Annotated in this window: 22 protein-coding genes and 3 pseudogenes; 17 read left to right on the forward strand and 8 right to left on the reverse strand. The window is 71.4% G+C overall.

Features of this window, described 5'->3' with window-relative positions:
• Positions 1–5 precede the first annotated feature (5 nt).
• A complete protein-coding gene (locus tag ACIP37_RS20675; RefSeq protein ID WP_363583321.1) occupies positions 6–821 on the forward strand; it encodes an ABC transporter permease in 816 nt (271 codons plus the stop codon).
• A gap of 177 nt (positions 822–998) precedes the next feature.
• Positions 999–1,898: an LLM class F420-dependent oxidoreductase gene (locus ACIP37_RS20680; RefSeq protein ID WP_363629932.1), complete on the forward strand. Its 900-nt coding sequence runs from the start codon at positions 999–1,001 to the stop codon at positions 1,896–1,898.
• Positions 1,899–2,173: 275 nt separating this feature from the next.
• On the opposite strand, the gene ACIP37_RS20685 is transcribed toward ACIP37_RS20680, so the two are convergent.
• Positions 2,174–4,228 (reverse strand): transglycosylase domain-containing protein, encoded by a 2,055-nt coding sequence (locus tag ACIP37_RS20685; protein ID WP_400844205.1) that lies wholly within the window; start codon positions 4,226–4,228, stop codon positions 2,174–2,176.
• A gap of 513 nt (positions 4,229–4,741) precedes the next feature.
• On the opposite strand from ACIP37_RS20685, the gene ACIP37_RS20690 reads away from it, so the two are divergent.
• From ACIP37_RS20690 to ACIP37_RS20700, 3 genes are all read left to right on the forward strand, one after another.
• Positions 4,742–4,945, forward strand: a complete 204-nt coding sequence (locus ACIP37_RS20690; protein ID WP_030918248.1) for a cold-shock protein — start codon at positions 4,742–4,744, stop codon at positions 4,943–4,945.
• 371 nt (positions 4,946–5,316) lie between these two features.
• The gene (locus tag ACIP37_RS20695) at positions 5,317–6,882 is read left to right on the forward strand and encodes a DEAD/DEAH box helicase (RefSeq protein WP_400844208.1); all 1,566 of its coding nucleotides are present in this window, start codon (positions 5,317–5,319) and stop codon (positions 6,880–6,882) included.
• Between the two features lie 212 nt (positions 6,883–7,094).
• Positions 7,095–7,475, forward strand: coding sequence for a CBS domain-containing protein (locus ACIP37_RS20700; protein ID WP_363583313.1), 381 nt, complete (start codon positions 7,095–7,097; stop codon positions 7,473–7,475).
• Here ACIP37_RS20700 and ACIP37_RS20705 read toward each other — a convergent pair.
• Positions 7,465–7,713, reverse strand: a pseudogene (locus tag ACIP37_RS20705) (TetR family transcriptional regulator); the annotation flags it as partial. The gene ACIP37_RS20700 and the pseudogene ACIP37_RS20705 sit on opposite strands and share 11 nt — an antisense overlap.
• Positions 7,714–7,718: 5 nt before the next feature.
• On the opposite strand from ACIP37_RS20705, the pseudogene ACIP37_RS20710 reads away from it, so the two are divergent.
• A pseudogene (locus ACIP37_RS20710) lies at positions 7,719–8,162 on the forward strand (amidase family protein); the annotation flags it as partial.
• Positions 8,163–8,209: 47 nt separating this feature from the next.
• Here ACIP37_RS20710 and ACIP37_RS20715 read toward each other — a convergent pair.
• Positions 8,210–9,103, reverse strand: a complete 894-nt coding sequence (locus ACIP37_RS20715) for an NADP-dependent oxidoreductase (RefSeq protein WP_400844221.1) — start codon at positions 9,101–9,103, stop codon at positions 8,210–8,212.
• 79 nt (positions 9,104–9,182) lie between these two features.
• Between ACIP37_RS20715 and ACIP37_RS20720 the strand changes: the two genes are divergently transcribed.
• Together ACIP37_RS20720 and ACIP37_RS20725 are read left to right on the forward strand one after the other, a co-directional pair.
• Positions 9,183–9,770 (forward strand): TetR/AcrR family transcriptional regulator, encoded by a 588-nt coding sequence (locus ACIP37_RS20720; protein WP_400844211.1) that lies wholly within the window; start codon positions 9,183–9,185, stop codon positions 9,768–9,770.
• 151 nt (positions 9,771–9,921) lie between these two features.
• A complete protein-coding gene (locus ACIP37_RS20725; protein WP_363629924.1) occupies positions 9,922–10,362 on the forward strand; it encodes a hypothetical protein in 441 nt (146 codons plus the stop codon).
• 37 nt (positions 10,363–10,399) lie between these two features.
• On the opposite strand, the gene ACIP37_RS20730 is transcribed toward ACIP37_RS20725, so the two are convergent.
• Complete coding sequence (locus ACIP37_RS20730) at positions 10,400–10,705, reverse strand: hypothetical protein (protein WP_363583303.1); 306 nt, start codon at positions 10,703–10,705, stop codon at positions 10,400–10,402.
• A 324-nt stretch (positions 10,706–11,029) separates the two neighbouring features.
• Here ACIP37_RS20730 and ACIP37_RS20735 point away from each other — a divergent pair, with 324 nt between their 5' ends.
• The 3 genes from ACIP37_RS20735 to ACIP37_RS20745 all read left to right on the forward strand — a co-directional run bounded on the left by ACIP37_RS20735 (position 11,030) and on the right by ACIP37_RS20745 (position 13,918).
• A complete protein-coding gene (locus ACIP37_RS20735; RefSeq protein ID WP_363583301.1) occupies positions 11,030–11,770 on the forward strand; it encodes a hypothetical protein in 741 nt (246 codons plus the stop codon).
• A 488-nt stretch (positions 11,771–12,258) separates the two neighbouring features.
• Positions 12,259–13,632 (forward strand): NUDIX domain-containing protein, encoded by a 1,374-nt coding sequence (locus ACIP37_RS20740; protein ID WP_363629920.1) that lies wholly within the window; start codon positions 12,259–12,261, stop codon positions 13,630–13,632.
• Positions 13,633–13,699: 67 nt separating this feature from the next.
• A complete protein-coding gene (locus tag ACIP37_RS20745) occupies positions 13,700–13,918 on the forward strand; it encodes a hypothetical protein (RefSeq protein ID WP_400808464.1) in 219 nt (72 codons plus the stop codon).
• Positions 13,919–14,003: 85 nt separating this feature from the next.
• Here the strand turns inward: ACIP37_RS20745 and ACIP37_RS20750 are convergent, their stop codons facing one another.
• Positions 14,004–15,287: an FAD-dependent oxidoreductase gene (locus ACIP37_RS20750; protein ID WP_400808467.1), complete on the reverse strand. Its 1,284-nt coding sequence runs from the start codon at positions 15,285–15,287 to the stop codon at positions 14,004–14,006.
• Positions 15,288–15,623: 336 nt separating this feature from the next.
• Between ACIP37_RS20750 and ACIP37_RS20755 the strand changes: the two genes are divergently transcribed.
• The 5 genes and pseudogenes from ACIP37_RS20755 (at position 15,624) to ACIP37_RS20775 (ending at position 18,767) form a co-directional block, all read left to right on the forward strand.
• Positions 15,624–16,124, forward strand: coding sequence for a MarR family transcriptional regulator (locus tag ACIP37_RS20755; protein WP_363583293.1), 501 nt, complete (start codon positions 15,624–15,626; stop codon positions 16,122–16,124).
• A gap of 175 nt (positions 16,125–16,299) precedes the next feature.
• The gene (locus tag ACIP37_RS20760) at positions 16,300–16,719 is read left to right on the forward strand and encodes a nuclear transport factor 2 family protein (RefSeq protein WP_363583291.1); all 420 of its coding nucleotides are present in this window, start codon (positions 16,300–16,302) and stop codon (positions 16,717–16,719) included.
• A 168-nt stretch (positions 16,720–16,887) separates the two neighbouring features.
• On the forward strand, positions 16,888–17,451 hold the full coding sequence (locus tag ACIP37_RS20765) for an NADPH-dependent FMN reductase (protein ID WP_363583289.1): 564 nt from the start codon (positions 16,888–16,890) through the stop codon (positions 17,449–17,451).
• A 155-nt stretch (positions 17,452–17,606) separates the two neighbouring features.
• A pseudogene (locus ACIP37_RS20770) lies at positions 17,607–17,756 on the forward strand (LysR family transcriptional regulator); the annotation flags it as partial.
• Between the two features lie 516 nt (positions 17,757–18,272).
• On the forward strand, positions 18,273–18,767 hold the full coding sequence (locus tag ACIP37_RS20775; protein ID WP_363629912.1) for a cupin domain-containing protein: 495 nt from the start codon (positions 18,273–18,275) through the stop codon (positions 18,765–18,767).
• Positions 18,768–19,081: 314 nt separating this feature from the next.
• Here the strand turns inward: ACIP37_RS20775 and ACIP37_RS20780 are convergent, their stop codons facing one another.
• Positions 19,082–20,551, reverse strand: a complete 1,470-nt coding sequence (locus ACIP37_RS20780) for a carboxylesterase/lipase family protein (RefSeq protein WP_400808473.1) — start codon at positions 20,549–20,551, stop codon at positions 19,082–19,084.
• 473 nt (positions 20,552–21,024) lie between these two features.
• On the opposite strand from ACIP37_RS20780, the gene ACIP37_RS20785 reads away from it, so the two are divergent.
• The gene (locus ACIP37_RS20785; RefSeq protein ID WP_363583283.1) at positions 21,025–21,474 is read left to right on the forward strand and encodes a DoxX family protein; all 450 of its coding nucleotides are present in this window, start codon (positions 21,025–21,027) and stop codon (positions 21,472–21,474) included.
• 111 nt (positions 21,475–21,585) lie between these two features.
• Here ACIP37_RS20785 and ACIP37_RS20790 read toward each other — a convergent pair whose 3' ends face one another.
• Entirely contained in the window at positions 21,586–22,086 is a 501-nt protein-coding gene (locus tag ACIP37_RS20790; RefSeq protein ID WP_400808476.1) for an SRPBCC family protein, read from the reverse strand.
• A gap of 202 nt (positions 22,087–22,288) precedes the next feature.
• The gene (locus ACIP37_RS20795; protein ID WP_400808479.1) at positions 22,289–23,137 is read right to left on the reverse strand and encodes a HEAT repeat domain-containing protein; all 849 of its coding nucleotides are present in this window, start codon (positions 23,135–23,137) and stop codon (positions 22,289–22,291) included.
• Positions 23,138–23,296: the final 159 nt, after the last annotated feature.

The raw sequence follows: 23,296 nt of genomic DNA on the forward strand, positions 1-23,296 counted from the left end.
CCCTGATGCAACTCTCCCGCGGTGCCCGGATCCTGCTCCGGACGGCGACGGCCCTGGGGTTCGCCGTCATCTACGCCCCGCTGCTGCTGGTCCTGGTGAACTCCTTCAACGCCTCGCGCTCCTTCGCCTGGCCGCCGTCCGGCTTCAGCACCCGCTGGTGGACGGCCGCCTGGCAGGAGACCGGGCTGCGCGAGGCGCTGGCCACGTCGCTGAAGGCCGGGCTCGGCGCGACCGCGGTGGCGCTGGTCCTGGGCACCATGGCGGCCTTCGCCGCGACCCGGTACCGGTTCTTCGGCCGGCAGTCGGTCTCCTTCCTGCTGATCCTGCCGATCGCCCTGCCCGGCATCGTCACCGGCATCGCGCTCAACGCCGCGTTCCGCACCGTGCTGACCCCGCTCGGGGTGGGCTTCGGCCTGTTCACCGTGGTCGTCGGGCACGCCACCTTCTGCATCGTGGTGGTGTTCAACAACGTGTCGGCGCGGCTGCGGCGCATCGCGCCGTCGGTCGAGGAGGCGTCGGCGGACCTCGGGGCGGACACCTTCCAGACCTTCTGGTACGTCACGCTGCCGGCCGTGCGCAGCGCGCTGCTCGCCGGGGCGCTGCTGGCCTTCGCGCTCTCCTTCGACGAGATCGTGGTGACCACCTTCACCGCGGGCCCCGGCACCCGGACGCTGCCGCTGTGGATCTTCGAGAATCTGGCCCGGCCCAACCAGGGCCCGGTGGTGGACGTCGTGGCCTCGGTGCTGATCGTCCTGGCGGTCGTGCCGGTCTACCTGGCGCAGCGCCTGTCCGGCGAGCCGCTGGAGGGGCGCGGCCTCTGAGTCGGCACCGCCGAGGAGAGGCGCCGTTGACATCGTCGTATCCTGGATTACGCAGGCTGCCTGCGGGTGTCGGAGGCCCTCCCCCGACGGCCACCGGCCCTGTTCACCGTGTCACGGCGCTGTTCGCGCTTCCGCGGCAGCGTGCACGTCTTCGAGACGAAGCGCTCAGGAGTGACCATGCTGACTGGCATCAGGTTCCCCTCGCAGGAGATCGGTTCGGATCGTGCGGTCATCCGCGATTGGGCCCTACAAGCGGCCGGGACCGGCTTCTCCTACCTCGTGGTGAACGACCACGTGGTGGGGGTGGACCCGGACTCGCGGCCCGACTACGGCGCCCGGTTCCCGGGCGGCGCGCAACGGACGGCGGCGGCCTACTCGATCAACACCGCGTTCCACGAGCCGCTCACCACCATCGCCCATCTCTCGGCCCTCTGCCCGGACCTCGGCTTCTCCACCGGCGTCCTGGTCTGCCCACAGCGGCAGACGGCGCTCGTCGCCAAGCAGGCCGCACAGGCCGACATCCTCAGCGGCGGCCGGCTGCGGCTCGGGATCGGCGTGGGCTGGAACCCGGTCGAGTACGAGGCGATGGGCGCCGACTTCCGGACGCGCGGACGGCGGATCGAGGAACAGGTGTCGCTTCTCCGGGCCCTGTGGACCCGTCAGATCGTCGACTTCGAAGGCGACTTCGACCGCGTCGTCGGTGTGGGCCTCGAACCGCGGCCGCTCCAGCAACCGATCCCGATCTGGATGGGCGGGTGGAGCGACATCGTGTTGGACCGCATCGGACGGATGGCCGACGGCTGGTACCACGGAGGCGAGTTCAAGCCGGACGTCCCCCAGAAGATCGAGGCGATCGCCACCGCCGCCGAGCGAGCCGGTCGCCGGGCCGACGACATCGGAGTGGAGGGCGCGGTCGAACTCCGGTACGGCCTCGAAGGGATCGAGGAGCGGGCCCGGAGGTGGGCGGAGGCGGGCGCCACACACCTGGTCGTCGACCCCATGCACGCCGGGTACCACGGCGGCGAGCACCTCGACCACCTGGCCCGGATCGCCCAGAGGCTGCCGCTCCGGGCCTGAGCTCACGGATTCCGGCGAGCCCCGGGCCTGAGCTCACGGATTCCGGCGAGCCCCGGGCCTGAGCTCACGGATTCCGGCGCCATCGACGGGGCACGGGCGACAGAACGGCATCCGGAAGCTGGACCGGTGCCGCTACGACCCGTTCGGCCCCTGCGGGCGGGCGACGCCGCCACGCGGGCGCGCGGCCACCCGCCGGGAGGCGGCCGTGGGGGTCGCCGCCGGGTGCCGGGGCCGCGCCGGATTCCGGCGGCGCGGCCCCGCTCAGAACGAGCACGCTACGGCAGCTGCACCGGGGTGAAGGTGCCGGCCGGGGTGTCGGCGAGGGCGCCGTTCATGGCGTCGCGCCAGATCGGGCTGGCCAGGGTGCCGCCGAAGGCCTGGCCCACGACGGTGCCGCCGATGCGCTGGCCGTCCAGGGGCTTGGGGTTGTCGGTGTCGCTGACGACGGTGGCGCCGGCCATCTCGGGGGTGTAGCCGACGAACCAGACCTGGCGGCTCGCGTCGGTGGTCCCGGTCTTGCCGGCGCTGTCGCGGCTGCTGAGGCCGGCGGTCTGGCCGGTGCCGTCCTCGACGACGCCCTTGAGCATGGCGGTGACGGTGTCGGCGGTCGTGTTCGACATCACGGCGGAGCAGTTCGCCTGCGGCACCGCGAGCTGCTTGCCGTCGGGGCCGGTCACCGAGGCGATGGCGGTCGGCGCGCAGTAGGTGCCGTGGGCGGCGAAGGCCGCGTAGACGCCGGCCATCTCCAGCGGGGTCAGGTCGTTGCTGCCGAGCGTCATCGACGGGACGACCTGGAGCTTCTCACCGCCCGCCTGCTGGGTGATGCCGAGCTCGTTGGTCATCCGGGCGACGTTGCAGAGCCCGGCGTCGCCCTCCAGCTTGGCGAAGTAGGTGTTGACCGACTGTGCCATGGCCGTCTTCATGTCGAACTGGCCGGTGAGGCTCTGGCTGTCGTTGTGCACCTGCCCGGCCGAGGGGAACCGGCCGCCGGAGCAGTCCGTCATCGCCGGCCACGGGATGCTGTAGTCGGTGGTGTAGCTCTGGCTCGGCGAGATGCCGTTCTCCAGGGCCGCCGCGGCGACGATCGGTTTGAACGTCGAGCCGGTCGGGAAGCCGAGCCCGCCGCCCATGGCCTTGCCGACGTTGTAGTTGATCTGGGTCTGGTGCTGCTTGCCGTCGACGCCGTACGGGCGGCTCTGGCCCATCGCGAGGATCTTGCCGGTGCCCGGCTCGACGATGCTCATCGCGGTCGCGGCCTGGTCGCCGGCGTTCACGTGGGCGGTGACGGAGGCGTAGAGCGAGGCCTGGGCCTTGGGGTCGAGCGTGGTGTGGATCTGGAGGCCGCCGCGCTTCCACACCGCCTGCCGTTCGGCCGCCGACTTGCCGAAGGCCGGATCGGTGAGCACCGTCTGGCGCACGTAGTCGCAGAAGAAGCCCTCGCCCTGCTTGGCCAGGATGCAGCCCTGCTGCGGCGCCTGGACGTTGAGCCCGAGCGGGGTCGCGATGGCCTGCTGGGCCTGCTCCTTGGTGATGTGCCCGTACTCGGCCATCTTGCGCAGCACGGTGTCGCGCCGGTCCTTCGCCGCGGTCGGGTTGACCGTCGGGTCGTAGCCGGTGGGCGACTGCACCAGGCCGGCGAGCAGCGCGGCCTGCGGCAAGGTGAGGTCCTTGGCGTGCACGCCGAAGTAGCGCCGCGCTGCCGACTCGATGCCGTAGGCCTTCTCCCCGAAGAAGGTGATGTTCAGGTAGTTGGTGAGGATCTGGTCCTTGCTCAGGGTCTCCTCGACCTTGATCGCGTACTTCAGTTCCTGGATCTTGCGGCCGATCGTCTGGCGCTGTGCCTCGGCCACCTTCTGCGGGTCGTCGCCCGCCTCGTCGACGAAGACGTTCTTCACGTACTGCTGGGTCAGGGTGGACGCGCCCTGCGCGGTGCCGCCGGAGGTGGCGTTCTTGTCCAGGGCGCGCAGCACGCCCTTGAGGTCGATCGCGCCGTGCTCGTAGAAGCGGTTGTCCTCGATGTCGACGAGTGCGGTCTTCACCAGCGGGGACATCTGGTCCGCCGGGACGACGGTGCGGTCGCGGTCGTACACGGTGGCGATCGTGCCGCCCTGCGCGTCGAGGATCGTCGAGGCCTGTGAGAGCGCCGGGGTCTTGAAGTCGTCGGGCAGGCTCTGGAAGTCGTCGGCCGCCGACTGGGCGCCGAGCCCGACGGCCGCCACCGCGGGCAGGGCTATGCCCGCCGCCACGATCCCGGCGATCACGCTCACCCCGATCAGCCGCGTTCCGTGCCCCAGTTTCCGCATCTCCATCGCCTCCCGCTTCTCCGCCATGTCGTGCGCGACCCTACGGGCGCGTCATGAGGAACTCCTTGGGACGTGGGCCCCGCCGTGTCACAGCCGCGTGACAACCTGCCGCGCCACCGCCCCCGTGCTCCCGGCGCCGCCGGCAGACCCGGCCGCGCCTTGATCACCTGGACCCGGAGGTGCGAAGTCTCGGAACACCCCGTGCGGCTTGAGCGAACTCCCCGTAGCCCGTCATTCAGACGGCAGAATTGACACTTCCTGCCGTATGCGCCCGAGAGCGCAAGGGCGGTCTTTCCGAAGCCGGCGGCCCCCGGGGGGAGGCTCCCGCGAAACCCGGGGTGAAATATTCGCCCATGGCGGGCCGGAGCCTGCTAGAGTCGTTTTAGTTGCAGTAGTGGTTCCCATGAACTTTGTGTGCGCCTGCTGATGTTTCGCAGGCGCATTTTTGTTTCCCGGCTCTTCCCCGGGTGGGTGCTCATCGCGGCGACTCGGAGCCTGCATGGTGCGGGCTTCGGACAGCCCCTTGAAGGAGATTTTTTTATGGCTAATGGCACTGTGAAGTGGTTCAACGCGGAAAAGGGCTTCGGCTTCATCGAGCAGGAGGGTGGCGGCCCGGACGTCTTCGCCCACTACTCGAACATCAACGCCAACGGCTTCCGTGAGCTGCTCGAGGGCCAGAAGGTCGAGTTCGACGTCACGCAGGGTCAGAAGGGCCCGCAGGCCGAGAACATTCGTCCGCTGTAGTTTTTCTGCCACGGCACCCGCCTAGCAGCGAGGGGCCCGCACCGCGTACATGTTGCCCGGTGCGGGCCCCTCGGCATTTGCGTCACGACGCATTCCCGGCCGTTCAGGCCCCCTGGCTCCGCCACCGGCAGCCATCCCCACGCGAGACGCACAGCGCCGCGTCCGGATCGGCGCCCTGCCGTGACAGCTCACGGTTCGAGGTCGTTCGCTCCCACCCCTCTCGGTGAGCGCCGACCGTAGGTGACGTGCCGCACGGTTCTACCGTCCACGCCCCGCCCGTCACACTTCCGGCCCGTTCCCTTGCGGTCTCCGTCGGCGCCCCGCGCCACGGGGCCTTCCTCGTGACGCGCCGCCCTGAGGAAGGTTTCCACGTGAACCGCTCCAGTCGCTCCTCGTACCAGAACGCCAACTCCCGCTCCGCCTCCGGCTCCCGCTCCGGCGGCGGCTCCGGTTCCGGCTCCCGCTCCGGCGGCAGCTCCTTCTACGGCTCCCGTCCGGCCGGCGGCCGGCGCCCCTCCGATCGGGGCCGCCGCCAGGACTCCTCCCCGCAGGGCGAGTTCGCGATGCCGGTGAGCACCACCCCGGCGCTGCCGGCCGTCGAGTCCTTCGACGAACTGGACATGCCCGCGGCCCTGTTGAAGACGCTGACCCGCCAGGGCGTCACCTCGCCGTTCCCCATCCAGGCCGCGACGCTGCCGAACTCGCTGGCCGGCCGCGACGTCCTCGGCCGGGGCCGCACCGGCTCCGGCAAGACCATCGCCTTCGGTCTCGCCGTCCTGGCCCGCACCGCCGGGCAGCGGGCCGAACCCCGCCGCCCGCTGGCCCTGGTGCTGGTCCCGACCCGCGAGCTCGCGCAGCAGGTCACCGAGGCGCTCACCCCCTACGCGCACTCGGTGCGGCTGCGGATGGCGACCGTGGTCGGCGGGATGTCGATCGGCCGCCAGGCGCAGGTGCTGAACCGCGGGGCGGAGGTCGTGGTGGCCACCCCCGGCCGGCTCAAGGACCTGATCCAGCGCGGCGACTGCCAGCTGGACGGGGTCGGCGTCACCGTCCTCGACGAGGCCGACCAGATGGCCGACATGGGCTTCCTGCCCCAGGTCACCGAGCTCCTCGAACAGGTCGCCGAAGGCGGCCAGACCATGCTGTTCTCCGCCACCCTGGACCGCAACGTCGACCGCCTCGTGCGGCAGTTCCTGAACGACCCGGTCACCCACTCGGTGGACCCGTCCGCGGCGGCGGTCAGCACCATGGAGCACCACGTGCTGCACGTGCAGAACCACGACAAGAACACCACGATCGCCCACATCGCCTCCCGCGACGGCGGGGTGATCATGTTCACCGACACCCGGGACCGTGCCGACGCGCTGGTCGAGGACCTGCTCGCCAACGGGGTCAAGGCCGCGGCCCTGCACGGCGGCAAGTCCCAGCCCCAGCGCAACCGCACCCTGGAGCAGTTCCGCACCGGCCAGGTCACCGCGCTGATCGCCACCAACGTCGCCGCCCGGGGCATCCACGTCGACGGCCTCGACCTGGTCGTCAACCTGGACCCGCCGAGCGACCACAAGGACTACCTCCACCGGGGCGGCCGCACCGCCCGGGCCGGCGAGTCCGGCACCGTCGTCACCCTCGTCCTGCCCAGCCAGCGCCGCCAGATGGCCCGCATGATGACCACCGCCGGCATCACCCCCGTCACCACCAGGGTCCTCGCCGGCGACGAGGACCTGACCCTCATCACCGGCGCCCGCGTCCCCACCGGCGTGCCCGTCGTCATCGCCGACCCCGTCGTCGAGCGTCCGCGCCGCAGCGCAGCCGCGAACCGCGGCCGCCGCGGACGCCCCGCCTCCACCGGCGGCGACACCCGCGCGGCCTCCGGCCGCGACAACCAGGGCTCCTCCGGCCGCCGCCGGGCGCCCAGGCGCGTCGCCCTCGCCGCGTAGCACCCCGACGCGGGCCCGACGCCCGGTGCGCACCGGGCCCGCGCGGCCCTCCCAGGCCCTCCGAGGCACGCCGGTTCCCGCGACCGCCGACCCCGGAAGCCGGAACCGACCCTACGGTCCGCTCCGACGCACGCCGCCAGCCCCCACTCGCCCCTCCGCCAGTGCCCCGATCACCGCCGACCCCGGCGGAAGCGACACGAAGGAGTCCGCCCATGACCATCGCCCTCGACCACCCCGCAAGCACCACCACGGTCGGCGACCTCATGAAAGGCCCGGAACTGCAGATCAGCGACGATGTCATGGTCGACACCGCGATGGACATCCTGCAGAGCTCCGGCACCGACCACCTGCTCGTCCGCGACGACGACGGCCGCTGCGCCGGGCTGCTGACCCGCCTGCACCTCGCGCCGTTCCAGGCCCGGTCCTGGTACACCGAGCGCACCCCGGTGCGCGACATCGTCCTCGACCGCGCCCCCTTCGCCACCACCGACATGCCCGCCACCGCGGCGGCCGCCGCCATGCGCTCCCGCGGCCTGGACGCGTGGCCGGTGGTGGACCACGACGGCCGCGTCATCGGCCTGCTCAGCCTCTAGACACGATCCCCTCGACGATCCTCATCAGGCGCTCCCCCGCCTGGTCGACGCTTCCGTTCTGCGCGCAGACCTGCGCCCCTTCGAGCACGAAGGTGATCTCGGCCGCGGTCTGCGCCGGGTCGGGCAGCCGGGCCTCGGCGCACATGGCGACCAGCCTGCGCAGCTGGCGGGCCTTGTGCTCCTCGATCACCTGCCGTGCCGGGTCGGAGCGGTCGGGCAGTTCGGCGACGGACTTGATGCTCGCTGCGGATCGGCGTCCTCACCCAGGCGTGGGGAGGACGCCGGACCACCGCACCGGTGGCCGACGCCCTCTCCCGAACCGTGCGCCTGCTCGAATCCCTCGGACACCAGGTGGAGGAGGCCGAGGTCGACCTCGGGGGCGGCTGGGAGGAGTTCGTCCTGGCCAACGCCCGTCTGATGGCGGCGAATCTCACCGCCATGGTCGGCTGGATCGACCGCCTCCTCGACCGCTCGCCGTTCACCGCGGCGTTCAACGTGGCGGGCACGCCCGCCATGTCCGTACCGCTGACGGCCGACACCGAGACGGGACTGCCGATCGGCATGCAGTTCGCCGCCGGGTACGGCCGCGAAGGCCGCCTCTTCCGCCTCGCCGGACAACTCGAACAAGCGAGCCCGTGGTCGCACCGCACGCCCTCCGTGTGGGCGGGGAACGCCCCGGGCCGCTGACGAACGCCTCTGGGGGAACCGGGTCGTACGACTGCGCGGAAATCGGCTCAGACGAGCACGACCCGGCGCCCCCGCGTGTGGCCGGCGTGGCTGTCGATGTGCGCCGCCGCGGCCTCGGCGAGCGTGTACGACTTCTCGACCGGGATGTGGAGCCTGCCCCGCGCGATGAGGTCGACGGCCTCGGCGAGCGCCTCCGGCATGCTCCCGGCCACGCCGGAGAACCGGACGCCGAACTGCGGCGCCGAGAGATCGGCGATGGAGATCACCTTCTGCGGATCCCCCGTCAGCTCGACGAGTTCGCGGATCACGCCCGAACCGGCCAGGTCGAGCGCCGCGTCGACCTGGCCGAGTTGCCGCACCCGCTCGACCCAGCCCTCGCCGTACGTCGTGGCGGCGGCACCCAGGCTGCGCAGGTAGTCCTGGTTCGCGGCCCCGGCCGTGCCGATCACCGTGATGCCGCGGTCGCGGGCGATCTGCAGCACCGCCGAGCCGACTCCGCCGGAAGCGCCACTGGCCAGCAGCGTCTGCCCGGGCCGCACGCCGACCTGACGGATGATGCGCAGCGCGGTCTCCACCACGGAGGGGTACCCGGCCGCCTCTTCGAACGTCAGCCCTTCGGGCATCCGGGCCCAGGCCGACAGCACGGCGAACTCGGCGTAGGTGCTCAAGCCCTCGCCGAACACGTGGTCGCCGGCCTCGATCCCTTCGACGCCCTCGCCGACCTCGTCCGCCACCCCCGAGGCGTCCTGCCCGACGCCGGAGGGCAACTCGATCGGATGGGCCTGGAGGAACTGGCCTTCGCGGATCCTCCAGTCGACGGGGTTGACGCCCGCCGCCCGTACGGCGATGCGGATCTGACCGGGGCCCGGGTGGGGCCGCTCGGCGTCGACGAGCTGCAGAACGTCCGGCCCGCCGAACTCGGCGAAGCTCACCTTCTTCATGTTCTTCATGCGGCCGACCGTAGCACTAACAGTTAGTGTTTAGTAACTGTTCCACCTTCGTATCTGCTAGCGTGAGGGCATGACCGTGCCGCCCGGACGCCGCGAACGCAAGAAGGCCGCGACCCGCGAGAAGATCGCCGACGCCGCCCTGCGGCTCTTCCTGGAACGCGGGTACGACGCGGTGGGAATCCGGGACGTGGCCGCCGAAGCCGACGTGGCCGTCACCACGCTCTTCTCCCACTTCGCCTCGAAAGAGGCCCTGGTGTTCGAGCGGGACGACGACTTCGAGCAACGCCTCACCCGGGCGGCCACCACCCGGGCGCCGCACGAGCCGCTCGTCCCCGCGCTGCGCCACGAGATCCACGCCCTGGTGCGCCATTGCACGGCGGACGCCGCCGCCCCGATCTGGCGCATGATCGAGGAATCACCCGCCCTGCGGGAGTACGAGGAGTCGATGAGGCTGCGCCACGCGGACTCGCTGGCCACGGCCATCGCCACCGACCTCGGCCTGCCGCAGACCACGACGGCCTGCCGGGCGATCGCGAGGTTCGCGATCGACGCCTACACGCTGGCCCGCGAGGCGGCCGATCCGGAGGCCGCGGTGGACGAGATCTTCCGGATGATCGAGGCGGCCTGGGAGGTCACCGGCCCTGCTCGACGCGCGTGAAACGTCGCGGAGCAGCCCCACAACCGCGCTGAAGGCCCCTTCGACAACTCGAAGGGGCCTTCGGAGGGGCCTTCGGAGGGGCCTTCTTGTCTGCAACACATCTACGGCGGTTATTTGTGTTCAGGATCCGGGGCTGCAAGGGTGTCGAACCATGAGGATCACGATCACCGTGGAGAATCCGACCCCCGAGGCGCTGGAGAAGCTGCTCGCCTTCGCCACCATGCCGGACGCCGTCGTGACGGCGCTGCCCGATGACCGCTGGACACCGGAGCGGGCCCGCTCGTACTACGACCGCCTGCCGCCCCGGGCGCAGCAGATCCTGCTTCAGGTCGTCGAAGGCGAAGGCGAGTGTGCCGCAGAGGAGCTCAAGGCGAACGGCCGCAGCCTGCGGGGATCCACCGGCGCGTTCCGCCGCGTCCTCTCCGAGGGCAAGCGGACCGGCCTCTGGCCGGACGCCCTGCCCGTGCCGCTGGTGTCCCACGTCGTCGGCGGGCAGCTCAAGAAGCTCGAAATGCCCGGATTCGGCACCGACCAGTACCCGCACTCGGCCTTCGAGGAGGGATTGCGTGACGCCCCGGCCCGCGATCGCTGATCGCCCGGGAAGCCACTCATGTACACACCCCCACCAGTCAGTTGTCGCTGTTGACGTTGGCGAGGGCGGCACTGTAGCCCGTGGGACAGTACAGGATGTCAGAGCCGTCGCCGGTGTGCCAGCGGCCGTTGACCGTCTGCCGGATGCCCTTGACGCTGTCGCTTTCACAGATCAGGACGAGTTGCCAGTGGTTCTTCGGGGCGCTGGTCTGGCAGTTGACGGAGCCCCAGTTCTGGCCCTGGTTGGTGACGCAGTAGGAGATCGCCGAGGCTGACGGCGCGGCGATCAGCCCCGCTCCCATGAGCAGTGCCGCCCCGGTGCCGATGGCTGCGATTCGACGCATGACCTTCTCCTTGCCGTAGATCCGACAGCATGTGCGGTCAGCATTCCGAAGATGTGAATGCGTGTATACATGAACAGCACAACTGGCCGAAACCGGACCCTTCCGCTTCGGTTCGGCGGCGCGCCGACCTGCAGTGCAGGTGAGGGCCTGCGGTGCAGATGAGGGTGCGGGGAGGGCGTAGCAGTCTGGTGACATAGCAGGGTCTGTTTCGTCGACTGCTCACACTAACTTCGTTCCTGTACGCAGCCACGTTGCTCCTGTCCCCGCAGGAGGGGCCACAGGCAACTCGCTGTTCCTCACCCGTACTTCGCTCAGGAGCACCGCATGTCGACCTTAACGAACCGCCGCTCGTCCGCCGTCCGCACGCTGGCAGGTTCCGCCCTGGCGGCCGCCCTGCTGGTGTCCACCGCGACAGCTTGCTCCAGCCCGTCCCCCGCGAACCAGACCGCCGCGCCGGCCGCCACGCCCACCACGCCCAGCGCGCAGGGCACCACCCCGCCGGCCGCTGCGCCCAGCGCTCCCACCCCTCCCGACGCCACCGCGCCGGCCAGCACGCCGGCCGCGCCCCCCGCGCCCGGCACCGCCCCACCGGCTGCCACGCCCACCGCGCGCCACACCACCACGCCGCCGGCCGCCCCGCCCAAGGGGACGTCCCCGGTCCGCACCCAGAAGCTGGTGGACGGCAGCACGGCCGAGATCCGCGCGACCGGCAACCAGAACTACGTCGCCAAGATCGTCAACAACGGTACGGAATACGGCACGCTGGAGACGCACGACTCCGACGCCGGGGTCGACTTCAACGACATGTTCATCGTGCTCTCGATGGACGGCACGGCCCACTCCTGGATGGGCGGCGGACACCAGGGGCCGGGCACGTTCAAGCTCGCGGGCGGCTGGACGGCCAAGGTCACGAAGATCGGCGAACTCCACTACCGCGCGCAGATCCTCGGCAACGACGGCGCGGTGAACGGCACGCTGGAGGCGAACCAGCAGGACGCCGGAGCCGTCGCCAACGGCGTGTACATGGTGCTCAGCACCGGCGGTGAGATCAGCGCCAACATGTGAACATGACAAGGTCGTGCTATGAATGCCCAGGAACCCGCCGGCGGGCCGCTGGCGGAAACCTCCTGGACCGCCCGGCCAGCCGAACGAGTGAAGCCGGAGGCGGCCGCTCCCCGCGCGGCCCCGCCGCCCACGCCGGCGTCAGCAGCAGGCTCGCAGCCTGCCTGACGACCGCACTCGAACAGGCTCTGGCCGCCCGTGCGCTGGGCTCCGCCGCCCTGCCGACCGCCGTTCGCGACCGGCCGGAGGGCGTACCCGCCGCGGCGGCGCGGTGCTCGAAAACTCCCCGTTCGACCCGGGCGCGCCCGGAGATGACCTGCTTGAACCCCGCGTTCGAACAGCGCCATCATCTGTCCCCTGCCGACCACAAGGCCACCCCAACTCAGCTTCCCTGAGGCCGGTTTGGACTGCCCCGGCGCGTCGGCAGGAGGAGCGTCCCGTCGCCCCCGCTCAACAGCCCCGTCGGCCCGAGTGAACGAGGAGTCCGCGCAGTGATCGATTTCGAGGTGCTGACCGCACTGGCCGCCCACGAGGGCATCGAGCGGATCGGCGTCGGCGTGGTGCTCCGCGACGCCTCCGGCCGGATCCTGCTGATCCGCCGGGCCGCGCACGACCCCCTTCCCGGCCCGTGGGAGTACCCGGGCGGCGGCCGGGAGGACGGCGAGGGGATCGAGGCGGGCGCGGCCCGGGAACTGGCCGAGCAGACCGGGCTCGCCGGGCTGCCGCTGGAGTACGCGCGGAGCCTGGACCTCACCGACCGGAACGGCCGGCGGGTACGGCAGTTCGTGTTCACCACCGTCGTGCCCGACGGCACCCCGGTCACGCTGTCGGCCGAGCACGACGACCAGCAATGGGCCCGTCCCGACCAGCTGCCGCAGACCGGCGACGGAGAGCGCGAGGTGATCAGGTGGCTCACCCGTCGCCTGGCGATCCCGGGCTGGCGACCGGTCGGCGGCTACCTCACCACCATCGCGCGGCCCACGGTCTACGGGTGCTTCCTGGTCACCGACCCGGACGGCCGCGTCCTCGGGATGCGCTCGACCATCAACCCGACCGTGTGGAACCTCCCCGGCGGCAACGTCGAACACGGCGAGACCCCGTTCGACACGGCACTGCGCGAGGCCCAGGAGGAACTCGGCCTCGACCTCGCCGCGGAGAACCCCGAGGTGATCGCCCGGCGGCGCCTGGTCGCGGTCGTCCACGAGCAGGTCGGCACGGAGTACCCGGTGCCGGTGTGCGGATACGTCTTCGACGGCGGCGTCCTGACCCGGGAGCAGCAGGCCCGCATCCGGCTCGACCCGGCCGAGCACACCGAGTGGCGCTTCGAGACCGCCCACGACTGGGACGCCCTGATGCCACCGGACCGCTACCAGCGACTCCTCCAGGTACTGCGCGCCCACCGCTGCGGCACCCCGCTGTACCTGGAACGCCCTTCCCCGGAGGACGAGTTCGAAGGAATCATGGTCCTCGTCACCGACCGGCACGGCCGCCTGCTGATGCACCACCGCGACGACAAGCCGGGCATCGCCTGGCCGGGCTACTGGACCCCCATCGGCGGCTGGCGCGAGGGCGACGAGACCCCGCAGGAGAACGCGGCGCGCGAGGTCCGCGAGGAAGCCGGCATCGAGATCACGGGGCTCCGGATCCTGCCCGGCCCGCACCACGAACTGGTCTCCCCGCTCACCCGCGTCCTGCACGCCGCCTGGGACGGCCCGGAGACGGACCTCCGGCTCGGCGACGAGGGCCTGGCCGTCCGCATGGTCCCCCTGGCCGAGGTGCTCGACCTCAAGGTCCCGCCCTACCTCCAGCACTACCTGCCCCTGCTGGCCGAAAGCGCCGACCGGCCCGCGAGGAGGACCTCGTGAACCAGCCCCGGCGCAGCGAAACCAGCCGGTCGGGCCGCCCGGCCCCGTCGGAACCGACCGGCTGAGGATGGCCGGCCGCCACCGCCGCCCGCCCGAGCCGCAGCTGCCGGCCGACACCGATGCCCGGCTGCGGGCCATCGCCGACCAGCGGCCCGTCGTGGAGGAAGGCATCGTCACCTTCCCCGCCAGCCCCGTCCCATACGCCTACCGCACCGTGCACCGGCCCGACGGCGGCACCGACCGGCACCTCGTCCGCCTCGACCTGCCCCGGCGACCACCCGGGTGACCGGCTCGGCAGCCGATGCTCCTGACGATCCGTCACCACGGGTGGACCGCAGTCCAGTACCAGGCCCCACCCCCGCCCCGAACGTCTACCTCTGGCCGACCCGCTGCCGGCCGGTTCGCCGGGAGGCGGCCACGACGGAGAAGGCGTACTCCCGCATCCGGAGCTCGTAGGCACGTACGCCGTCCACGAGCGGCACGCCGGAGGCCGCGGCCTCGGCCAGGGTCCGCGTCAGCTCGGCGGCGTCGCGGATCGCGGTGTTCGCGCCCATCGCCAGCACCGGGCTCATGGCGTGGATCGCGTCCCCGAGCAGGGTGACGGGGCCCGGCTCCCACGGCGGTACGGGGCTCGCCGTGGAGATGCGCAGCGGGAACAGCGAGTCGGTCTCCCAGCGGTCCAGGAGGCGGTGCACATCGGGGTGCCAGTCGTCGCCCACCAGGCGTCCGGCCAGCTCGCGCAGGGCGGGGCCGTCGAGACCGCGCAGCGCTTCGAACGAGGGCATGGCGGGGTGGTCCGCCGGCGCTCCCACCAGGCAGGCGACGTAGTCGCCGACGGGGGTGAGGGGGACGGGCGGCGTGTGTGCCGGGCCGGCGGCACCGGGAGGGCGGGCGAACCGCACGGGCCCGAAGCCGACGTGCGGACTTCCCGGCCCACCGGTCACCACGGTGAAGATGCTGTCGAACACCCACGGCGGCAGTGCGGCCGCGGCCGCGGCGGCCGCTGCGCCCGTCTCCGACTCTCCGGCCTCTCCCGCCTCTCCAACCCCGGTTTCCGGCGCGTCCAGCGGGATCCTGCCGTAGATCAGCCGCAGTCCGGCGTCCTCGACCCGGGCGTGCGGCAGCAGCTGTCGGCGTACCGCCGATCCGACCCCGTCCGCGCCGACCAGGAGGTCGGCGCTCGCGCTGCGGCCGTCGGCGAACCGCACGGTGACCGTTCCGTCCTGCTCCCTCTCCCAGCTCAGCAGTTCCGCGCCGTAGCGCACGGTGTCCGCCAGGCCGGAGAGCAGGATCTGACGCAGCGTCGGCCGGTTGAACGCGTACGAGCGGTACGGGCGAGCGGTGCCGTCGGCGGGGTCGGGGTCGGGCGCGGTGGGCCGGTCCGCGAGCGTGCCCAGGTGGCGGTCACGGACGGAGACCCGGGCGGGCGGCGAGGCCGCGGTCGCCAGGCCCAGCCGGAAGAGGTGCTCCGGCAGGCAGCGTTCCAGGCCCGCGAGCCCGGGTTCGTCGAGCTGGACGCGGTAGCCCTGCGGCCTCGCGTCCGGGTGGAGGTCCCGCTCGTACACGGCGACGTCGAAGCCGCGGGCGCGCAGCCCGTGGGCGAGGGTGAGGCCGCCGAGTCCGGCGCCGGCGATGATGACACGGTGCTGGTGCACAGTCTTCTGCCTTCGTTGTGGTCACGAAGGAAGCACTGGGGTTCCGCGAAGGGAACAAACACCGCGAGGGCGCCGCTCAGAAACACCATTCAGGAGCGATTTTTCGCGCATTCCGTTGAATCTGGAGCCACAGTAGCAGTGAGCCGTCGGCGGAACCGACCAGCCTCCTCGACGAGAACCGGCCCGGAGGCCGGGGCTCATCAGCTGAAGGGGCTTGGCCCAGGTCGTGCTCCGCCGGCCGGCCCGGCAAGGCGTGGTCGCCGACCGACGACGCGCGGGAAGGTGCCGTCCGGCACGGCCCGATTGGCATGACTGTTCAAGTGATACGCTCACAAGATGACGAACCAGGAGGGAACGCCCGAGGCGCCGGACGAGCATGCGGACCTGTGGCTCACGCCGACCGAGCTGGCCTCCTGGATGTCGGTGGTCCGCCTGATCACCCGGCTCCCCTGGGCGGTCGACGCCCAGCTCCAGCGCGACGCCGAGCTGAGCATGGTCGAGTACATGACCCTCGCCATGCTGTCCGAGGCGCCCGAGCGGACCTTGCGCATGAGTGTCCTGGCCGAGCACACCAGTACGTCGCTGTCGCGCCTGTCGCACATGGTGAAGCGGCTGGAGAGCCGCGGCTACGTCCGGCGGGAGCCGGATCCGGCCGACGGACGGTTCACCAACGCCATCCTCCTGCCTGCCGGCATGGGCAAACTGGAGGCGGCCGCCCCCGGACATGTCGCCCAGGTCCGCCGCCTCGTCGTGGACAACCTGTCCGGCGAGCGCCTGCGCAGGCTCGGGCAGGACGCGGAACGCATCCTCCAGCGCATCGACTCGCCTGCGCGCTGAGTCCAGGGCTTGATCACTCAAGTCATAGCTGCGGCCACAGGGCCTCTCGACCCACCACAACAGCGAAGCGCCGCGACCTTTCGGCAGATTGACTTGAAGGTTAAAGTAAATACACGAGGGCGTCGATCCCGGCGCCGCCGCGCCACCTCCGCGCGGCACGGATCAGGGAGCTGAGATGTCGCTGGAGAACGAGAAGATCATTCGCAACGCCTACCGGGTCGCCGAGGAGCAGGACGTCGCCGGCTGGATCGCGGCGTTCACCGAGGACGGAACCTTCACCGACATGTCGGTCCCGTTCACCTACCGCGGCGCGGACCAGCTGGGCAAGACGGTCGAGACCTACGCGCGGGCGTTCCCCGACATGCACCGGGAACTCGAACGGTTCTACGTCACCGGCGACGTGGTGATCGTGCAACTACGCTTGCAAGGCACCCACCTCGGCCCGCTGGAGCTGCCGTCCGGCACCGTCCCGCCTACCGGCAGGCGCATGGACGCCCCGTGCTGCGACGTGTTCGAGCTGGTCGGCGGAAAGATCAAGCGCTTCGACTGCTACGCGGAAGGTTCCGTCATCGCCACCCAGCTCGGCCTGGCCTGAGTTCCACCACCGCTTGAGCCTTCAAGTCGTCGGGTCTAGAATCCGACATGGAGGCTCAAGCGGGAACGTCGGCACCTGCACCTGTACCTGCACCTGGCCGCGCCCGACGGAGCCCGCCGCACCACCGCCAGCCTGCCCAGCAGGACTGACACGGAAGGAGCGCCCACCGTGAGCACCCTCAAGATCGCCGTGATCCTCGGCAGCACGCGCCCCGGCCGCAACGGCAAAGCGGTCGCCGACTGGGTCATCGACCGCGCGGGAGCCCGCGCCGGCGTCGAGTACGAGCCCGTCGACCTCGCCGACTGGCCCCTGCCCTTCATGGACGAGCCGCTGCCGCCGTCCATGGGCCAGTACCAAGGCGAGCACACCAGGGCGTGGGCCGCCAAGGTCGCCGAGTTCGACGGCTACGTCTTCGTCACCCCGGAGTACAACCACTCGATCCCCGGCGTACTGAAGAACGCCCTCGACTTCGCCTACGCGGAGTGGAACAACAAGGCCGCCGCTTTCGTCTCCTACGGCACCGTCGGCGGCGTCCGCGCCGTCGAGCACCTGCGCAGCATCGCGAGCGCGCTCCAACTCGCCCATGTCAACCAACAGCTTTCCTTCTCGCTGTTCTCCGACTTCGAACAGCTCTCCCTCTTCAAACCCGGCGAGCACCATGACGCCTCGGCCACCAGGCTGTTCGAACAGCTGGAGGCCTGGTCGGCCGCCATGAAGACGCTGCGCTCCTGAGCCGACCCGCGAGGACGACGACGCGGCGGCGCGACGGTGACGCGGCGGCGCGGCGGCGCGGCGGTGACGCGTTGCCGGTTGCGGCCGGGGAGCAGGACCAGGTCATCCGCTCCCATGCGGGCTGCCGGCCCCTCGGTGAGGACCCGGCCGAGGCCCTGGTCACCGATGTGTCACTGACGGCGCTGCGGGTGTTCCGCACGGCGGCCGAGCAGGGGACCTTCACGGCGGCAGCGGAGTCGCCGGGGTACACCCAGTCGGCGGTGTCCCGGCAGATCGCCTCGATCGAACGGGTCGACGGCGCCGACCCGGAGCCGTGGGTGACCACCACGGCGACGGCCCATCTGCGGTGAAGAGCCCGGAGCCGTGGGTGACCGCCGCGACGACGGCCCGTCCGCGGCGAAGAGCCCGCCGCCGGGACTGTCCGCCGGCAGGGCAGCCAGGTCGACGACCACCCCGACCAGCCGCCTCGGCCACCGTTCGCCCCCGGAACTCGTAGCTCGTCGCCGACCCTCCGCAGGCAGCGTCGCGCCGGGGCCAGGCCGCTGCGGGTGCGCCGACGGCCGCCTCGGCGCACCGTGGATCCATGGCCCTCATCGGGCCGCCGGGGCTGCGGACGCCTGGGCGATCTTGGGGTGCGAAGAGCCGGTGGAGCCGCCAGGGCCCGCCCCGCAGGGCGCTTCGGACGTGCTCGGCGCCCCGGGCCGAGCGCCGCCGCCCTGCCCGTCAACGTCGGCAGTCGGCCGGGCCCACGTCGTTTTCGTCACCGAGGGGACGGACCACCACCGACCAGTCACGCGAACACCTCGAAGGGGAAATCCGCCATGTCCTACCCAATGGCTCACTACTGGGGTGAATCGGGCGAGAATACGGCGACGCTCCGTTCCGGCGCCACCACGCCGGACGTGTTGATCGGCGCGGGGGGCACAAGAGTCCACTACCTGGTCGACACGCCCTCCGCGAACAAGACGTTCGGCCTGTACCGATTGGACATGGGGCCCCGGCCGACAGGCCCTGCTCCACATTTCCACCGGACCATGTCCGAGTCCTTCTTCGTCCTGTCCGGGATCATGCGCCTGTACGACGGTGAACGATGGATCGACGCCGAGGCGGGTGACTTCCTGCACGTGCCGGAGGGCGCTGTGCACGGCTTCCGCAACGAGTCCAACGAGCCGGCCTCGATGCTGATGCTCTTCGTGCCGGGCGTGCCACGCGAATCGTTCTTCGAGGAAATCTCGGAGATCGCGGCCGAAAAGCGCCCGATGAGCGAGGCGGAATGGGCGGAACTCTACCGCCGGCACGACCACTTCCTGGCCTGACCGGCTCGTCCGGCCGGGGTCGGCTGGAACGACGACTCGGGCGATCACGTACTGGCCGGGGTGGTCAGCCGCGTGGGGCTCGGAGTCCGCTACTGCGTGGCCGCGGTGACCACGCCGATGGGGGCCTGCACGGTGCCCGCGTCGGTCCGGCTGGGACAGGAAGATCCTGGACCGGGCATGCGCGGTTCAAACGCCTCGCCACTCCGCACTCAACACGTCACCTTGTCCAACAGAACGCAGCCGGCGCCGGGGCCCGGGCGGTAGGGCCTGCGGCCTGCGGCTGTTCCCCACCCTCGGCACGGGCGCGGCCGGTGTCAGCCGAAGTGCCGGACGGTCGCCGGATCGGCGGGTTCGTAGGGGTGCCACTGGTCCGCGGCGGGACGGCCGGTGGCGACGAAGGCGGCGATCGCGCGGGAGAAGGTGCCGCCGAGCGAGCGGACGGCGGCGGTGGCCTCGCCGAGCATGGGGCTGTCGGGGTAGGCGTCGAAGGTGTCGAAGAAGAAGGGGAGTTCGACGCAGTGCGCGGCGCCCAGGCCTGCGGGGTCGGGCACCGGGACGTGGTCGAACCGGTAGACGTAGGTCGGGTTTCCGGCCGCAGCGTGGCGGTCGGCGATGGCGAGGGTGTCGTCACGGAAGACGAGCCCGGTCTCGAACTCGGTGAGGATGTCGGCCGGGGTCGCGTTCGGCCGCCGGGCCGCGATGCGGTCATACCGCTCGTCGCCGCCGTCGGCCTGGCCGGCCGCGATCGAGCGGGCCCGGTCGGCGGTGATCTCCCGGATGCGGGGGGCGAGGGCGAAGAAGGATGCCATCTCGTTCCTGGTGGTGCCGGTCAGCAGGCCTTTGCCGTCGAGGCGTCCGTCGACCAGCGCCTGCTGCCACGTCGCGGGGATCCCGGAGGCGCCGAGGACGGGGTACATGGGCGGGGCGACGTTGCCCGGGCGGGCGGCCTCCCGGGAGAGCCGCTGGTAGGCGGCCAGGAGCCGGTCGGCCGGGACGGCGCGCAGCGCGGCACCCCGGTCCCGGGTGCCGCCCGGGCCGAGGATGCCGAGGAAGCCGAGGAAGCGCCGCGCGTGGTCGCTCGCCTCCTCGGGGTCCTGCGGGGCGAGCCCGAAGGGACCGCTCTGGGCGATGACCCGGTTGACGAGCGGGCCGGTGGTCGGGGAGACGGCGAGGTAGAGGGCGGAGAACGCCCCGGCGGACTGGCCGCCGACGGTGAGGCTGCCGGGGTCGCCGCCGAAGGCCGCGATGTTGCGCCGCACCCAGGCGAGGACGGCGGCCTGGTCCTGCACGCCGAGGTTCTCGATGCCGAGGTCCGGCAGGTAGAGGTAGCCGAGCGGGCCGAGGCGGTAGTTGGCGGTGACGACGACGGCCCGGCCGGCGGCGGCCAGGTGCCGGCCGTCGTACCAGTCCCAGCCTCCGGACCCGCTGGTGAACCCGCCGCCGTGGAACCACACCAGGACGGGCAGGGCACCCGGGGCGGACCCGTCCGCAGGCGGACGAGGGGTCCACACGTTCAGCGTGAGGCAACCGTCCTCGTCCCAGTCGGGGGTGCGTGGCCCCATGACGGCTTCGAGCCGGGAGGGGCTCTGTGGGACGGACGGGCCCGGGCGGTCGGCGTCCCGGACGCCCGACCAGGCGGGGTGCGGCACGGGGGCGGCGAAGCGCCGCTCGCCCACGGGCGAAGCAGCGTAGGGGATGCCGCGGAACGCGGCGACGCCGTCCTCGACGGTGCCTCGGACGCTGCCCGACTCGATGGTCACGACGGGGCTCTCGCTCAGGGTCATCGGTGTCGCCTTCCTTGCAGACGTGGGACGGCTCCGGTCTATCGCAATCGCCATGAGACGGGAAGATGTGACGGTTCGGCTCTCCGCCGCACGTAGGCGCCGTCCGCGAGACCGGGGTGCTCCCCGGCCGCTCCCAGCCGCGCACCCCGGGCGTCCAGCGGCGTCCTGTCCGTCCAGTCGAGATCGACCACGAGTACCGTCCTGTGTCCGCCCGCACCCCGACCGACGATCGGTCGGCCGCTGCTCGTCCTCACCGGTGACCACCACCGGGCACCAGCACCCGCGCACCGCAGCAGCCGAAGGGCTGGTCCGCGGACGGCAGGCCGTCGGCGAGCTGTCGGCGCTGGGGCTGGGGCTGGGGCTGGGGCTGGGGCCAGGTTGTCGGAAAACTTTCTCTCCCGGGACCGATGAGTTCGGGCGGTGGCGGCGGTCATACCTGGGAAAGCAACGACAGCCGACCGGGGAGACCTGAGATGTCCAGCACCGCCACCGCCACTGCTACCGCCGCTACCAACGCCACCGCCGCTACCGCCGTCGCCACGAAGTCCGGCAAGGCCGTGGTCCGGGTGGTCTGGACGCTGCGGATCCTGCTGGCGCTCTTCTTCGCCGTGGCCAGCGCGCTGCCCAAGCTGCTCGCGGTCCCCGCCGCCACGACCGTCTTCGACGCCATGGGTGTGGGCCACTGGTTCATGTACCTGACCGGGCTGGTGGAACTGGCCGGAGCAGTCGGGCTGCTGGTCCGCCGGCTGGCCGGGCCGGCAGCCACGGCGCTGATCGTCTTCCTGGTGTTCGCGTTCGTCACCCAGCTCACCGCGATGCACGGCGAGAACGCCGGGACCCCGTTCATCTTCATGGTGCCGCTGGCCGTCATCGCCTGGAACCGGCGCGCCGAGACCGCCGAACTGCTCGGCCGCCGACGCTGACCAGTGCAGCGGCCGGTTCGGATGGGCGTCGCCGTGACGCCCGTCCGAACCGCGACGCCCATCCGAACGGCTGCGCTGCGTGCGCGGTGGTGCGGCCGAGTCCGTCGGCGGTCAGCCTTCGTGGACCGGCTGCCCGGCGCTGGGCAGGGCTTCGCCCGTCTCCAGCAGTGTCTTGAGGCTGGAGAGGATGGCAGGCCAGCCCTGGCTGCACATCGAGCGCAGGGTCCCTCCGGGGCCGAAGTCGTCGTGGGTGACGGTCAGCTTCACCTGGTTGCCGTGCGGCACCAGCTCGAAAGTGACCTTCGACCGGCGTTCCGCGGCCAGTTCGGCGCGCAGTTCCTCGCCGGCACCGGCCGTCTGGGCCCACTGCGGAGTGAAGGTGTGCCAGGTGTAGGAGAGCCGCCGGTACGGCTCGTGGACGAGTACGACCTGCTCCGGGTCGACGGTCCGTGCGCCGCGCTCGGCCCAGACGACAGGTGAGCCCTCGACCCAGTCGGTCTCAAAGCGCACGCCCCAGTAGCGCTCGGTGACGGCGGGGTCGGTGAGCGCCTGCCAGAGCCGCTCAGGTGTGGTGTTGATGTACGTCGTGTAGACGAAGGCGTTGTTGTCCATGGGTGGCTGCTCCAGTGCTCTCTTCAGATCGGCGAGCGCGGCGGCCCGGGCATTCCGGCCAGCTCCAGCGTCGACGCTCCAAGTCCTTCGGGGGTTGACCCTGCGGCCGGTGAGATGCGTGCCGGATGCGGACGATCTGCTGGTGAGGCTCGACCGGCACACCGCCGATCATCAGGAGAACCTGCCAGGACTGCGCCAGTATTCAGTCGCGACACCCCTGGGATGCCAGGAAATCGCGAAGGTAGGTGTGCTTTTCGCGGACCTGGGGGTTCGGGTGATGCTCCGCGGCCTGCAGAAAGGGCTCCGCGTCGTCGGCGTCGACCTGGCCGCGGAACAGAAGCTGGTCGAGGACGCCGATACCCCAGATCTGGATGGCCGGATCAGCGTCAACGAGGAACTCACCGACCAACGGGAGGTCATCAGCCGTGGCGACGACGCGCAGCAACTCGACCGCGAGGTGCCGACGTTCCGGATCCGGGTCGGTGCGATAGATCTCCAGGCAGCGAGATCGAGCAGCGTCGGGCTGCAGCAGCCACAAGACCGAACGCGCGTGCTCGGAGGCCGGGAGACCTTCGACGTACCAATCCACCGCCCCACGAATCGCCTCATCACCCAGCAGAAAGGCGATGGCCCGCCGAGCGATGCGGTCACCGCTGGATTCCGGACCAGCGCCGATACTGTGGGCCAGTGCCTGCCAGTCGATCGGTTCGCTTCGGCTCGCCACACTCGTAGCGGGGGCGGCGAGGTGGAGCTGGCAGGCGCAGTCGAGGGCGTCCTCGGGGGTGCCGGCGAAGCCGCCGGTGGGTAGCAGGGGGTCTTCGTGGCGGTCGCTGCCGGCGTAGTAGAGGGCGAAGCCCCATCGGCTGGCGGTACCGCTGTAGCGCAGGCGCATCAGCTTGACCCGTTCGCCGTCGGGCAGTTCGCCTTCCACGTAGGCGAACTGCCCGCGATGGCGGATGTGCAGGTCCGTCAGTTGCGGCCAGGCGGTGCGGGCGTGTTCGGTCAGCCGCTGGGCGAGCGACAGCTGGGTGTACTCCGGCGTCGTGGGCATGGCGGCCATCCTGCCGGACCGCCCCGGCAGCGGATGCGGCAGGCTGGGGGGACCCAATGCCCCGGAAATGCAGAGAACCCCCATCCGGTTTCCCGGATGGGGGTTCTCTGTGAATGATTGTTCGGCGGCGTCCTACTCTCCCACAGGGTCCCCCCTGCA

The organism is Kitasatospora sp. NPDC088861 (assembly GCF_044750105.1).
Taxonomy (GTDB): Bacteria; Actinomycetota; Actinomycetes; order Streptomycetales; family Streptomycetaceae; genus Kitasatospora.